At 71.1% G+C, this 12,582-nt stretch carries 14 protein-coding genes; 5 read left to right on the top strand and 9 right to left on the bottom strand.

The annotated features are described in order from the left end of the window. Positions 1–187 (top strand): aminotransferase class I/II-fold pyridoxal phosphate-dependent enzyme (locus JNL41_RS11185; RefSeq protein ID WP_293474932.1); only part of this gene is annotated, 187 nt, incomplete at its 5' end. 11 nt (positions 188–198) lie between these two features. Here the strand turns inward: JNL41_RS11185 and JNL41_RS11180 are convergent. From JNL41_RS11180 to JNL41_RS11155, 6 genes are all read right to left on the bottom strand, one after another. Beyond that, positions 199–591 (bottom strand): response regulator, encoded by a 393-nt coding sequence (locus tag JNL41_RS11180; protein WP_293474931.1) that lies wholly within the window; start codon positions 589–591, stop codon positions 199–201. Between the two features lie 149 nt (positions 592–740). After that, on the bottom strand, positions 741–1,346 hold the full coding sequence (fixJ, locus tag JNL41_RS11175; protein ID WP_293474929.1) for a response regulator FixJ: 606 nt from the start codon (positions 1,344–1,346) through the stop codon (positions 741–743). Then, positions 1,339–2,772, bottom strand: coding sequence for a PAS domain S-box protein (locus tag JNL41_RS11170; protein WP_293474928.1), 1,434 nt, complete (start codon positions 2,770–2,772; stop codon positions 1,339–1,341). The genes fixJ and JNL41_RS11170 overlap by 8 nt, the downstream gene beginning before the upstream one ends. Before the next feature lie 166 nt (positions 2,773–2,938). After that, complete coding sequence (locus JNL41_RS11165) at positions 2,939–3,316, bottom strand: c-type cytochrome (RefSeq protein ID WP_293474926.1); 378 nt, start codon at positions 3,314–3,316, stop codon at positions 2,939–2,941. Between the two features lie 94 nt (positions 3,317–3,410). Continuing rightward, positions 3,411–4,280 (bottom strand): universal stress protein, encoded by an 870-nt coding sequence (locus JNL41_RS11160; RefSeq protein WP_293474925.1) that lies wholly within the window; start codon positions 4,278–4,280, stop codon positions 3,411–3,413. Positions 4,281–4,339: 59 nt separating this feature from the next. Further along, entirely contained in the window at positions 4,340–4,993 is a 654-nt protein-coding gene (locus JNL41_RS11155; protein WP_293474923.1) for a helix-turn-helix domain-containing protein, read from the bottom strand. Between the two features lie 17 nt (positions 4,994–5,010). On the opposite strand from JNL41_RS11155, the gene JNL41_RS11150 reads away from it, so the two are divergent. Further along, positions 5,011–5,586: a host attachment protein gene (locus tag JNL41_RS11150; RefSeq protein ID WP_293474921.1), complete on the top strand. Its 576-nt coding sequence runs from the start codon at positions 5,011–5,013 to the stop codon at positions 5,584–5,586. Positions 5,587–5,680: 94 nt separating this feature from the next. Then, positions 5,681–5,989, top strand: a complete 309-nt coding sequence (locus tag JNL41_RS11145) for a hypothetical protein (RefSeq protein WP_293474920.1) — start codon at positions 5,681–5,683, stop codon at positions 5,987–5,989. A 55-nt stretch (positions 5,990–6,044) separates the two neighbouring features. Here JNL41_RS11145 and JNL41_RS11140 read toward each other — a convergent pair whose 3' ends face one another. Next, a complete protein-coding gene (locus JNL41_RS11140) occupies positions 6,045–7,595 on the bottom strand; it encodes an NAD(P)/FAD-dependent oxidoreductase (protein ID WP_293474918.1) in 1,551 nt (516 codons plus the stop codon). A gap of 273 nt (positions 7,596–7,868) precedes the next feature. On the opposite strand from JNL41_RS11140, the gene JNL41_RS11135 reads away from it, so the two are divergent. Together JNL41_RS11135 and JNL41_RS11130 are read left to right on the top strand one after the other, a co-directional pair. Further along, positions 7,869–9,554 (top strand): glycosyltransferase family 4 protein, encoded by a 1,686-nt coding sequence (locus tag JNL41_RS11135; RefSeq protein WP_293474916.1) that lies wholly within the window; start codon positions 7,869–7,871, stop codon positions 9,552–9,554. A 78-nt stretch (positions 9,555–9,632) separates the two neighbouring features. Continuing rightward, entirely contained in the window at positions 9,633–10,823 is a 1,191-nt protein-coding gene (locus tag JNL41_RS11130) for an MFS transporter (protein WP_293474914.1), read from the top strand. 7 nt (positions 10,824–10,830) lie between these two features. Here JNL41_RS11130 and JNL41_RS11125 read toward each other — a convergent pair whose 3' ends face one another. Together JNL41_RS11125 and JNL41_RS11120 are read right to left on the bottom strand one after the other, a co-directional pair. Then, positions 10,831–11,577 (bottom strand): ABC transporter ATP-binding protein, encoded by a 747-nt coding sequence (locus tag JNL41_RS11125; protein WP_293474912.1) that lies wholly within the window; start codon positions 11,575–11,577, stop codon positions 10,831–10,833. Further along, positions 11,574–12,407, bottom strand: a complete 834-nt coding sequence (locus JNL41_RS11120) for an ABC transporter permease (RefSeq protein ID WP_293474910.1) — start codon at positions 12,405–12,407, stop codon at positions 11,574–11,576. The genes JNL41_RS11125 and JNL41_RS11120 overlap by 4 nt, the downstream gene beginning before the upstream one ends. Between the last annotated feature and the right edge of the window lie 175 nt (positions 12,408–12,582).

The following is a 12,582-nucleotide window of genomic DNA, read 5'->3' as shown; positions in this document are numbered from 1 at the left end:
GCTGCTGGAAGACCACGGCATCTACGTCCAGCCGATCAACTACCCCACCGTCCCCCGCGGCACGGAACGCCTGCGCTTCACCCCGTCCCCCGCCCACGACGACCGCATGATGGACGAACTCGTCGAGGTGCTCGAAAAACTGTGGACGATGTGCCAGCTCGAACGGCGGCCCGCCGTCGCGGCGTAAACCCTGCCGGCTCAGGTGTTGGGTTCGGACGAACTCACGGCCTCGTAGATCGCGACGGCCAGGGTCTCGCCCAGCAGCGGCTTTTCCAGGATGCGCACGCCGGCGCGCTGCGCGGCGGCCCGGAGCACGGGGCCGGGATGCGTCGTGATCAGGATCGCGGGGAGATCGACCGCGCGGGCGCGCAACTGACGAAGCGTGTCGAGCCCGGAAATGCCCGGCAGCCGCTCGTCCAGCACCAGGCAACCCGGCCCCGCCGGCGTGTCGCGCAGCAGGAGGGCTTCCCCGGACTCGAACGTCTCGACGGAGAAGCCTTCGAGGTCCAGGGCGAACTCGAGCGCTTGCCGCACAGCCGCGTCGTCGTCCACGACGTAGACAAGGGGCTGGCGGATGGTGCGCTGGTCCATGGTGCGAGTATCGTCCCGGCCGGAAAACGGCGGTTTGATCTCGCGCAAGCGTCCCGCTGCGCGCCGCGTGACCCGGGAAGCGGGCGGCGGGCTCCAGGTCTTTGATCTCGCATCGCTATCGACGAAGATCGGCGGCCCGGAACGATGTTCTAGAACCCGGCCAGCAGCGCGATGCGCACGAGTTCGGAGAGGCCGTTCGCCTGGGTCTTGCTCATCACATTGGCGCGGTAGACCTCCACCGTGCGGGGGCTGATGCCGAGTTCGTGGGCGATGACCTTGTTCATCTTGCCCGCGATGACGCCGCGCAGGACGTCCTTCTCGCGGCCGGAGAGCGTGGCCAGCATCTCCTCGAAGCGTCTCCGCTCGGCCGCCTGGGCGTCGGTCTCGGCGCGCAGGTCGAGCGCCATGCGGATCGACGACAGCAGCACCTCGTCGTCGAACGGCTTCTCGATGAAGTCGGCGACCCCGGCGCGCATGGCCTCGACGGCGAGCGGCACGTCGCCGTGCCCGGTGATCACGATCACCGGAAGCGCGACTCCCCGCTCCTTGAGGCGGCGCACCAGCTCGAGCCCGCTCATTTCCGGCATCCGCACGTCGGTGACGACGCAACCGTCCGTCAGGCCTTCCGCGACCTCCAGGAACGCCAGCGCCGAGGCGTAGGTCGCAACCGGCAGGTCGTGCATCTCGAGGAGGAAGGCCAACGAGGTCCGGATGGCTTCGTCGTCGTCGATCAGGTGGACGATCGGCTCACTCATCTCCAGTCAGCTCCTCCGCCCGGACCCCGGGCAGGGTGAACCGGAAAACCGCTCCGCCCCCGGGGTTCGGCTCGGCCCAGATGCGGCCGCCGTGGGCCTCGATGATGGTGCGAGAGATGGAAAGGCCGATGCCCATGCCCTGCGCCTTGGTGGTCATGAACGGCTGAAAGAGCTGCCCGGCGGCGTCGGCGCTCAAGCCGTGTCCCGTGTCGCTGACCCAGACCTCGATCATGTCGTCTTCCACCGGCCGCGCACCGACCACCAACTCCTTGTGCGGCGACTCGTCCATCGCCTCGATACCGTTTCGGATGAGGTTGAGCGCGACCTGCTGCACCTGCACCTTGTCGGCCAGCACCAGATCCACGGTCGGGTCGATCTCGTACCGGAGGCGGACGTTGCGCTCGCGCGCGCCGACCATCGCCAGCGCGCCGGCCTCCTCGAGCAGTTGCGGCAGATTCTCGATGCGCCGTTCGGCCTCGCCCTTGGCCACGAAGTCCCTGAGGCGGCGGATGATCTGGCCGGCGCGCAGGGCCTGGGCGGAGCCCTGCGAGATCATCTGCTCCAGCCGGGGCTCGTCGAGCGGCACGCGCTTCAGCAGCACCAGGCAGCCCTTCATGAAGTTGCTGGCGGCGGTGAGCGGCTGGTTGAGTTCGTGGGCCAGCGCCGACGCCATCTCGCCGAGGGCGGTCAGGCGCGAGACATGGACCAACTCGCCCTGCAGGTCCTGCAGCCGGCGTTCGGCCGCCTGGCGTTCGGTGAGGTCGCGGACGAAACCCGTGAAGAAGCGCCGGTCCCCGGACTGCATCTCGCCCACCGACAGCTCCATGGGGAACGTCGTGCCGTCCTTGCGCTCGCCCACCACGACCCGGCCGATGCCGATGATCCGGCGCTCGCCGGTCACCTTGTAGCGCTCCATGTAGCCGTCGTGCGCGCTGCGGTACGGCTCGGGCATGAGCAGGCTCACGTTCTTCCCCACCACCTCGGCGGCGGTCCAGCCGAACTGCCGTTCCGCCGCCGTCGAGAACGACTGCATGATCCCACGCTCGTCGATGACGATCATGGCGTCCGGCACGGTGTCGAGGATCGACTGGAGGTGCGCCTCGCGCGCGCGCAGATCGTCCACATATTGATTGATTTCGCGGCTGTCGCGCAGCGCGCGCGACCCGAAGGCGCCGACGGCCAGCGTGAGGGCGACGAACACCCCGGCCCTGACCCACAGCTCGCCGTCGTCCGCGCGCCAGCCGACGATCGCCACGCTGATGGCCGTCGACAGCACGCCGGCGACCACCGTGGGCCCCAGCCCGCCGACCGCCGCGCTCGCCAGCAGCGCCGGCACGAACATCAGGAAGACCAGATCGTCGTGGAAGATCGGGTCCAGGAGGACGCGGACGGCGGCGCAGACTCCCGTGACGGCGAGAGCGATCACGTACCCGGCGGTCCGGCCGTGAGGGCCGCCGGCGCGGATATGCGGCGCCAGGCTCATGCGGAACGGGGTAGGCGGCGAACCCGGCCGTGGCAAGGCGGCTTTTGCGTCGCCTCGCCTGGCGCGGGGCGCGGCGTCCGGGTGGCGAAGGGCATGGCCGCGTCTGCGATCAGTTGCCCCGCAACACATCCAGGTAGGCGATCAGGTCCTGCGACTGCGAACGCGTGAACGACACCGGCGGCATCCGGTCGAAGCCGTGTGCGGAGACCTCGGCGAACCGGCGTTCCAGCGAGATCGGGTTGTAGCGGCGCGCGAGCTGGGAGAAGGCCGGCCCCTCCCGCGCGCCGCCGTCGTCGAGTCCCACGGTATGGCAACCCGAGCAGCGCCGCAGGGCGAAGTCCTGGCCACGCTGCTGCGCCGCGTCGAGCTTGGGGAGCGGCGGGACCTTCGACCAGTCAGGTCCCCCCGCCGTGGGCATGGGCGCGCTCGCGCATCCGGCGAGCAGGCCCAGGGCGAGGGCCGCGTGGAGGAGGGGAAGCCGGCGCATGATCGTCTCCTCGGCCGAAGGGGCCGCCCGCGAGCGCTGAAGTTCGCTCGGCGCTCCGACCCGGAAGCAGGCGAACTTCAGATCCAGCACACTACTAGTGGCTCATCAGCACGAAACACGCGGGGCGATGCAGCAGTTCGTCGGTGACGCCGCCGAAGGCCCATTCGCGCGTCCGGCTGTGGCCGTACCCGCCGCACACGACCAGATCCGCGGTGTTCGCGCGCGCGACGCGCTCGATCTCGGCCGTCACGCCTTCCCGCGGAACGGCCGTCACCAGGGGGCGCGCCTCGACGCCGTGACGCTTGAGGTTCTGGACCACGTCGGCGACCTCGAACGCGGCCGACTCGACGGCGTCCGGCTTGACGACCGCCAGGACCACGACATCGTCCGCGCGCTGCAGGAAGGGCAGGGCGTCGGCGATCGCGCGGCGGCATTCGCGGGTGTCCTTCCAGGCCACGACGACGGACTGGGCCCGCAGGTGATGGCGGCCTTCCGGAACCACGAGGATCGGCCGGCCGGCGTTCAACAGCACGTCCGCCGGGTCGGCGGTGCGAACGTCGCCGCCGCGCCCGCGCGGGCCGACGACCACGAGATCCGCGGCTCGCGCCAGCAGGCGCAGCGCCGTGTGCGGATAGTCCTCCAGGGTGCGCCATTCGACATCGGCGCCTGCGGCGTCGCGCTGAAAGGCGGCCTCGGCCGCGGCGATGTTCTTGCGGATGCCGTCCTGCACGAGGCCCGCCCACTCGCCGCCCGCGTAGCCCAGGAAGGGCCCCGCCATCAGCATGGGCTCGAAGGTCTCGGCGCCGACGCCGATCAGGTGGGCGCCCAGGTCGCGCGCGAGGCGGGCCGCCGCTTCGACGCGGTGGGTCGACGCCTGCCCGGGCTCGGCGTGGACGAGCAGCGTGGAGAACGTGTCGTGACGAACCACGACGGGAATGGCTTTGCGGTCCTCGGTCTCGTGCATGGCGGGCTCCATGGCGGGGCGCGGCCGGTGAACGCCTGCGGCCGCTCAGGTGGTCCGGGTCACGCCGCGAGGGCTTCCAGTGCGGTCCACTTGCGGACCTGGAAGCGGCGCGAACTCGGGAACTCGACGATCGACTCGCCCTGCAACTGGGTGAGCATCCGCGAGACGGTCTCGATGGTCAGGCCGAGGTAGTCGGCCATGTCCTGCCGACCCATCGGCAGGTCGGCGTGGCCGTCGCTCTGGCGCTGGGCGATCGACATGAGGAAGCTGGCCACGCGCTCGCGCGCGCTCTTGCGGCCCAGCATCACCACATGCTCCTGCAGGCGCTCCATCTCCTGGTGCGTGGCGTCCAGCATCGCGCGGTCCAGCTCGGCGTCTCCGGCGAAGGCGCGCACGGCGGCGCGGCGCACGACCATGATCTCGCAATCGGTGAGGGCCTCGGCGGCGAAGCGGTGCTCGGGCCCGGACTCCAGGCCGAAGAGATCGCCGGGGTAGTAGAAGTCGCCCACCTGACGGCGGCCGTCGAGCGTCACGCGGGTGGTGCGGACCACGCCCGAGACGACGCGGTAGAACATCTCGGCGTCTTCGTCCTGGGCGTAGATCTCGCTCTCGCGGCTGAAGTTCATGCGCATGCCGAGGCGGTCGAAGGCGTCGGTCAGCGCGTTCGCCGGGCGGGCGGTGCGCGGGTCGGACATCGGGTAGGCCAGGGTCATCGACGGGCTCCAGTACGTTGACCCATCGCTACGCCTCGGGCGCGTCGCGCGAAATTTCGGAGCGTCCCCTAAGTATCAGTACGGAGGCGTCGTGCGCCGCAGCCTTGATCTGGATCACGGTCCGCCGGTCCACGCGGCAGGAGTCTCGAACCGGCAGCTTGAAGGAGGCCGGGATGGACCAAGGCGGCGTCACCTGGATCGTCACCGCGGACGCGACGGAGGCCCGTGTGTTCGCCGAGCGCGTGCGCACCGGCCCGTTGCGCGAGGTGCCGGCGTTGCGCATGGCCGCGGCGGACGCCGAGCGACACGCCGGCGGGGGCCACGATCCCGCCCACACCGGCGAGGCGCGCTTCCTGAAGCGCGTGGCCAACGCCCTCATGATCGCGGCCGGCCGGGGCGAGTTCGATCGGCTCGCGCTCATGGGGCCGCCGCACGCGCTGGGCGCGCTTCGCAAGGCCCTCCCGGACAGCGTCGCGTCGCGGATCGACGTCAGCGACGCCCACGCGCGCCGCGAGGACGATGCAGAGGCCCTCCGGATCCATCTGCGTGAAGCGCGCGCGAGGACCTGGCGCCGGGAGAACACGGTCGCCTGACCAGGCCCCTCGCGGGACGGTTGACGTGGGTCAAGGCGGGTCGCCGGGCCGACCCGCAACCTCGAGCCTGCCCCTCTGTGGCAGGAGATCAACCATGAGCAAGTCGCTCACCAAGCAGATCCGCAACGACCTCGAAGACACCCGCGACGATGTCGCCAAGGCCCTGCGCCGTGCGGCAGAGAACCTCAGCGACGACGCCGAGACCGCGCTCGCGCAGGCGTCGCAGGCGCTGCGCGAGGCGGCCGAGCGGGTGGCCGCGAAGGCCCCGGCGGAGGCCCGGGCGCTGGCCGACAAGGTCGTGTCGGAGGCCAAGGCCCATCCGGTGGCCACGGCCGCGGCCGCCCTTTCGGCCGCCGCGGCGCTCATCACGCTTCTGGGTCTCGGGCGCCGCAAGGCCGACTGACGCCGGCCGGCCCGGGCGTGGCGCGCGCGGGCTTGCCCGCACGCGCCACGTCCGTTCAGGCGGACGCCGGCGCCGCCCGTGCGGCCTGCGCGACCGGCTCGGCCGGCTCGCGACGGTAGCGGAACTCGGGACCGTCGAGGTCGATGAGCGGCAGGGCCTTGCGCTCCGCCCAGTAGTCCTGGGTGTGGCGCCATTCGTCCTTGTCGCCGCGGCGGGGCAGGCGCGCCTCGCCACGCAGCAGGTAGCCGGGATTGAAGTTGTCGCGGTCGACCCACGACAGGCGAGGCATCTCGGCCTCCTCCGCGCCCAGCGCCACTTCGACCGTGTCGGCCCCTCGCGCCTCCATGTGGGCGAGGAGGCGGCAGACGAAGTCCGCGACCAGGTCGACGCGCAGGGTCCAGCTCGCCCGGAAGTATCCGAAGATCCACGCGAGGTTCGGCAGGCCCGTGAACATCATGCCGCGATAGGTGACCGTGTCCGCCGGATCGACCGGCTCGCCATCGAGGCGGAAGGCGATGTCGCCGAGGACGCTGATGTCGAAGCCGGTGGCCGTGACGATGATGTCGGCGTCCAGCGTGCGGCCGTCCGTCAGCCGGACGCCCGTGGGGGTGAAGGTCTCGATCTCGCCGTCGGCGACGCTGGCCTGCCCCTTGAGCACCGCCTGGAAGATGTCCCCGTCGGGAACGAACGCGATGCGCTGGCGCCAGGGCAGGTAACGCGGCGTGAAGTGGGCGGCGGTGACGTCCGGCCCCACGAAGGCGCTGACGCCGGCCAGCAACTCGGCCTTGACCGTCTCCGGTTCGCTGAAGGCGCGCTCGGTGAACGCATCCTGGTCGAGGAGGATCTTGCGGCGGACGATCTCGTGGGTCCAGGCGGGGTCCACGTCGAGCGCGTTCAGCGTGTCGGCGAGGTCGTTGGCGTTGCGCCCGGGGATGAAGTAGGTCGGCGAGCGCTGCAGCAGGGTGACATGCGCCGCCTCGGGCGCGAGCGCGGGCAGGAGTGTGGCCGCCGTCGCGCCGGACCCGATCAGCAGGATGCGCTTGCCCTGCCACTCGAGGTCCTCGGGCCACGTCTGCGGGTGGACGATGGCGCCTTTGAAGTCGGCCATGCCGGGCCAATCGGGCGTATAGCCCTCGGCGTGGCGGTAGTAGCCCTGGCACATCCACAGGAAGCCGGCGGTGAAGGTCTCCGTCGCGCCGGTGTCCAGGCGCTCGGCGGTCACGTTCCACAGCGCGCTCGCGCGGTCGAAGTTCGCCGTCAGGACCCGGCGGCCGTAGCGGATGTGCTGGGCGAGGTCGTTCTCGTCGATCACCTCGCCGAGGTAGCGCTGGATCTCGTCGGCCGTGGCGATCGGCGCGCCGACCCAGGGCTTGAAGCGGTAGCCGAAGGTGTAGAGGTCGCTGTCGGACCGCACGCCGGGGTAGCGGTGCGTCCGCCACGTCCCACCGTAGCCGTCGAGGGCGTCCAGCAGCAGGAACGTCGTCCCGGGGCGCTGATGCTGCAGGTGGTACGCGGCGCCGATGCCGGAGATCCCGGCGCCTACGATCAACACGTCCACATGCTTGGTCGCCGTCTGTGTCCCGCCCAGGCTCGTCGCGCCGTCCATCCGTCGTCCTCCTCGTTTGGGCGCGAGCGTGGCTGCGTCGGACGCGAGCGCCTTGATCCAGGTCAAGCCAAGCAAGCTGCGTGTTTTTGATCAATGTCAAAGATGACGGGGGCGTCATCTTTAAGGTCGAGCCTGTGGAGAGGAGGTGATCGACGCTTAGGCATTTGCAAACCCCCTAACTCGCCGGCGCCGTGGCTCGCTACGGCGCCGTCTTCTTTTGTGCCGTCATCTCCCGAGTTTCGCGCGCGGCGCGGCCTCGCCTAGAAAGGCGGAATGACCACCGCTTCCGAGCCGCGCGGCCGCCTGGCCATCCTGCATCCTCCGGGGCGACTGGCGCTGGGGCCGAACATGTTCGGCAAGGACGTGGCCAACGCGCAGCTCTGGCAGGCGCTGGCGCAGCATGGCGGCTGGGCGCGGATCGACATGCTGGGGCTCGCGCCGTTCGACGGCGCCGGACTGGCGGACGAGCTGTTCGCCGGCGGGCCGCACACGACCGAGATCGGCGCGGGCCTGCTCACCCAGTCGAACGCGGCGGTCGACGCCGGCGTGCTGCTGCGCGGGCAGCCCGAGCTCTACGACATCGCCTGGCATCGGCGCCGGCGGCATTCCGACCGCGCCTACAGCCTCGTCGGCCTGATCCACACCCTGGCGCCGCCCGCGATGCGGCAGTTCATCGCCAACACCCAGCTCGCGCCCATGCACGCCTGGGACGCGCTGGTCTGCACCTCGCCCAGCGTGCGCGACAACCTCGAGGCGATGTTCGCCGGCTGGGGCGAGCATCTGGCCCGGCGCACCGGCGGCCGTCCGCCGCCGCGGCCGGCCCTGCCGGTGATCCCGCTGGGCGTGAACGCCGCCCGCTTCGCGGCGCTGGCCGACCGTCCCGACGCCCGGGCTCGCCGCCGCGCCGCGCTGGGCCTGGGCGACGACGACGTGCTGGTGCTGTGGGTGGGCCGGCTCTCCTACTACGAGAAGGCGTTCCCGCAGCCGATGTTCGCCGCCGTGCAGCGCGCCGCCGCCGCCACCGGCGCGAAGGTCGTCTTCGGCCTCGCGGGCTGGTTCCCCGACGCCGGCGACCGCGCCCACTACGAGCAGGCCGCCCGCGTCCATGCGCCGGACGTCGACATCCGGTTCCTGGACGGCAACGACGCCACGCTGCTGGGCGAGCTCTGGGCGGCCGGCGACGTCTTCCTGTCGCTGGTCGACAACATCCAGGAGACGTTCGGCATCACGCCGCTGGAGGCCATGGCCGCCGGCCTGCCCGTGGTGGCGAGCGACTGGGACGGCTATCGCTCCACCGTGCGCGACGGCGTCGACGGCTTCCTGATCCCGACGCTGATGGGCCCGACCGGCGGCGGCCTGGGCGCCAACATGGTCGAGCGCCACACCCTCGAGAGCACCTCGTACCAGGCCTATGTGGGCGCCGTCGCCCAGCACACCGCCGTCCACATCGGCCGTGCGGCCGAGGCCCTGGCGGCCCTGATCCGCGACCCCGGCCTGCGGCGGCGGATGGGCCGCGCGGGCCGCGCGCGCGTGGCGGACGCCTTCGACTGGCCGGTGGTGGCGCGACAGCACCACGCGCTGGTCGACGAACTCGCCGAGGCGCGCGCCGCCGCGTCCGATCCGATCCCGCAGCCGGCCGGGGACCCGGTGAAGGGCGACCCGTTCCGCGACTTCGCGGGCTTCGCGAGCCACGGCCTGACCCTGGACACCCGGCTCACGGCCGCCCCCGGCGCGACCGAGGCCGCCGTGCTGGCGACGAAGGGCGTGGCCCTGGACGCCGGGTTCCCCAACTTCCGCGCCCCGCCCGAGACCTGCGCCCAGGCGCTGGCCCTGATCGCGGCGCGCGACGGGGCGACCGTGCGCGAGGTGCTCACCGCCTTCCCGGCTCCGCATCGCCGCGCGGTGGAGCTCGGCCTCGCCTGGCTCGCGAAGTACGGCTTCGTCGACTGGCTGGCCTGAGCGCGGCGTCCGCCGCAGCGGGCGGCGCGGAATCGGCAGGCTCGCAACGGACGCCGCCGCCGTGGCAGCATGGCGGCGATGTCCACCACCCGGCTTCTGCTGACGGCCAAGGGCCTGCGCGCCTTCGGCGACGGATTCACGGCGCTGCTGCTGCCGATCTACCTGATCGACCTGGGCCTTTCCGCCTTCCAGGTGGGCGTGGTGGCGACCGCGGCGATGCTGGGGTCTGCGATGCTGACCCTGGCGGTCGGGCTCGCGGGGCATCGGGTCCGCAGCCGCAGCGTCCTGCTGGGCGCGTGCGGTCTGATGCTTCTCACCGGCCTGTCGTTCTCGCAGGCCCACGCCTTCTGGCCGCTGGTGCTGGTCGCCTTCGTCGGCACGCTGAACCCGTCGGGCGGCGACGTCAGCGTGTTCGTACCCGTCGAACAGGCGCTGCTGGCCCATGCCGGTTCCGACCATGACCGCACCGCCCGTTTCGCGCTCTACAGCTTCGTGGGCGGGGTCGGCGTGGCCGTCGGCTCGCTCGCGGTCGGGCTGATCGACCCCGTCGCGGCGCTGGGCTGGTTCTCGCGCCGCGAGGTCATGGCGGGTGCGTTCGTCGTCTATGGCCTGATCGGCCTGGTCACGCTCATGATCTACCGCCGCCTGCCGTCGGAGCGCCTCCAGGATGTCCCGCCGCCGACCGCGCTCGGGCCCTCCCGCAGGCGGGTCCTGCAGCTCGCGGCGCTGTTCAGCCTCGATTCGTTCGGCAGCGGCTTCATCATCTCGTCGCTGCTGGCCCTGTGGCTCTTCGACCGCTTCGGCATGAGCCTGCCGGCGGCGGGGGCCTTCTTCTTCTGGACGGGCCTGCTGACCGCGGTGTCGCAGTTCGCGGCCGTCCGGCTCGCGCGCCGGGTCGGCCTCGTGCGGACGATGGTGTTCACCCACCTGCCGGCTTGCCTGTGCGTCGCCACCTGCGCCTTCGCGCCGAACCTCGCGACGGTGCTCGTCCTGCTGACGGTCCGCGCGGCGCTCTCCAACATGGACGTGCCGGCCCGCAGTTCCTACGTCATGGCGGTGGTGACCCCGGCCGAGCGCGCCGCCGCGGCGGGCGTCACGAACGTCCCGCGCAGCCTCGCGGCCTCGGCCAGTCCGGCGCTCGCGGGCCTGCTGTTCGGCGCCGCGGCCTTCCCCTGGCCGCTGCTGATCGGCGGCGGGTTGAAGGTCACCTACGATCTCCTGCTGCTCTGGCAGTTCCGCAACGTGCGGCCGCCGGAAGAGCGGGGATAGGCAGGGCCTAAGCGGCCAGCAGTTGCTCGACCTTGCGGATGTCGACCACCTCGGAGGCGACGCCGCCTTCCAGGCGCATGACCTTGTTGCAGTAGAGCTTGAGCAGCGGAAGCTCGTGCGTCGCCAGCACCAGGATGCCGGCGCGTTCCACCAGCTTCAGCAGGCGCTTGTGGGCCATCTTCTGGAAATCCGAGTCGCCCACCGCGATCCACTCGTCCATCAGCAGCACGTCGGCCTCGACCGCCGTCGCCGAGGCGAAGGCCAGGCGGCCCTGCATGCCCGCCGAGTAGGTCTTCACCGGCATCGCCAGGAACGGTCCCAGCCCCGTGAATTCGGCGATCTCGTCCATCTTCCCCTCGATCTCGCGCGAGGAGAGGCCGGCGATCCGGCCGCGCAGGCGGATGTTCTCGTAACCGGTGGCGGTGGGGTCGATCCCGAGCGACAGGTCGAGCAGGGCGGCGATCCGGCCATGCACGTCGATGGTGCCTTCGTCCGGCTCGTAGGCGCCCGACAGCGCGCGCAGCAGGGTGGTCTTGCCCGAGCCGTTGTGGCCGATGAGGCCGAGGCGGTCGCCGGCCTTCAGCTCAAGGTTCACGCCGTTCAGCGCGGTGACGTCGGTGACGCCGGCGTGGCGGCCCAGCGCGCCGCCCACGCTGACCGCCCGGGCCAGCGCCTTCTTCAGCGACTTGGCGTCCGCGCCGTAGACCGGGAAGCGGAGCGTCAGGTTTTCGCAGCGGATCGAGGCTGTCGTCATAGGTAGTGGACGATCCGGCGGCGCGTGCGCGCGAAGATGAGGAACGTGGCGAGCCAGCCGATCACGGCCATCGAGACCAGCACGACGTAGGTATTGGGAAGCACGGGCTCGCCCATCAGCGGGGCCCGCACCGCCTGGAGCAGGTGGTAGAACGGGTTCAGGTCCAGGTAGATCTGGTGCTCGCCGAAACGGCCCGGCAGCCAGAACACCGGCGTCATGAAGATCGCGAACTGCATCACCGAGATCACGATCTGCGGGATGTCGCGGTAGCGGGCCGAGGCGATGCCGGCGAGGAGCGAGATCCAGCTCGCGTTCAGCAGCATCAGCACGATGCCGATCAGCGCCAGCAACGGGTTCGAGACCTTCCACATGCCGTAGAACACGAGCACGCCGACCACGATGACCAGGTGGTGGGCGAGGTTGATCAGGTTCCGGAACACGGTGCGCCAGACGAAGGTGAACATCGGCAGCGCGGTCTGCGACAGCATCCCCGAGGCCTGGACGAAGGTCTCGCAGCCTTCGTTGATCGTGCCGGTCATGACGCCGAAGAACACGATCCCCAGCGCGACGTAGGGCAGGAACTGGCTGAGCGGCAGGTTGAAGAGGCTGGCGTAGAGGAAGCCGATCCCCACTACCATCAGGCCCATGGAGAGCGTGATCCAGAACGGGCCCAGCACCGAGCCGCGGTAGCGCGACGCGACGTCGTGGGTGGCCAGCGACCAGGCGAGGCCGATCCGGGCGAACGAGTTCCTCAGGTCGCGCGCCGCCATCTGCAACTGGAACAGCGCGCCGCGCCGTCCGGTCCGCAGCATGTGGGTGGCGGTGTCCATCGACTCTCCGAACGGGGGCTGTCCCGACGACAGGCGCGCGAGGTATCAGCGCGGGTATCGCGGCGCAAGGATGGCGCCGGCGCCGCGCAGCCCGGCAAAGTGGACGCCGGTTTGCCGCGAGGGATGCGCGCCACTCAAAACGAGCGCGCTTTCAAGCGCGTGGAGTTCCATGTTA

This window comes from Phenylobacterium sp., assembly GCF_016793285.1.
GTDB lineage: Bacteria > Pseudomonadota > Alphaproteobacteria > Caulobacterales > Caulobacteraceae > Phenylobacterium.
This window is presented reverse-complemented; position numbering and strand designations above follow the sequence as displayed.

Bases quoted from the DNA above. Each gene is read 5' to 3' on its own strand.
- JNL41_RS11180 (WP_293474931.1), bottom strand. From the start codon at position 591: ATGGACCAGCGCACCATCCGCCAGCCCCTTGTCTACGTCGTGGACGAC.
- fixJ (WP_293474929.1), bottom strand. From the start codon at position 1,346: ATGAGTGAGCCGATCGTCCACCTGATCGACGACGACGAAGCCATCCGG.
- JNL41_RS11165 (WP_293474926.1), bottom strand. From the start codon at position 3,316: ATGCGCCGGCTTCCCCTCCTCCACGCGGCCCTCGCCCTGGGCCTGCTC.
- JNL41_RS11160 (WP_293474925.1), bottom strand. From the start codon at position 4,280: ATGCACGAGACCGAGGACCGCAAAGCCATTCCCGTCGTGGTTCGTCAC.
- JNL41_RS11155 (WP_293474923.1), bottom strand. From the start codon at position 4,993: ATGACCCTGGCCTACCCGATGTCCGACCCGCGCACCGCCCGCCCGGCG.
- JNL41_RS11145 (WP_293474920.1), top strand. From the start codon at position 5,681: ATGAGCAAGTCGCTCACCAAGCAGATCCGCAACGACCTCGAAGACACC.
- JNL41_RS11140 (WP_293474918.1), bottom strand. From the start codon at position 7,595: ATGGACGGCGCGACGAGCCTGGGCGGGACACAGACGGCGACCAAGCAT.
- JNL41_RS11135 (WP_293474916.1), top strand. From the start codon at position 7,869: ATGACCACCGCTTCCGAGCCGCGCGGCCGCCTGGCCATCCTGCATCCT.
- JNL41_RS11130 (WP_293474914.1), top strand. From the start codon at position 9,633: ATGTCCACCACCCGGCTTCTGCTGACGGCCAAGGGCCTGCGCGCCTTC.
- JNL41_RS11125 (WP_293474912.1), bottom strand. From the start codon at position 11,577: ATGACGACAGCCTCGATCCGCTGCGAAAACCTGACGCTCCGCTTCCCG.
- JNL41_RS11120 (WP_293474910.1), bottom strand. From the start codon at position 12,407: ATGGACACCGCCACCCACATGCTGCGGACCGGACGGCGCGGCGCGCTG.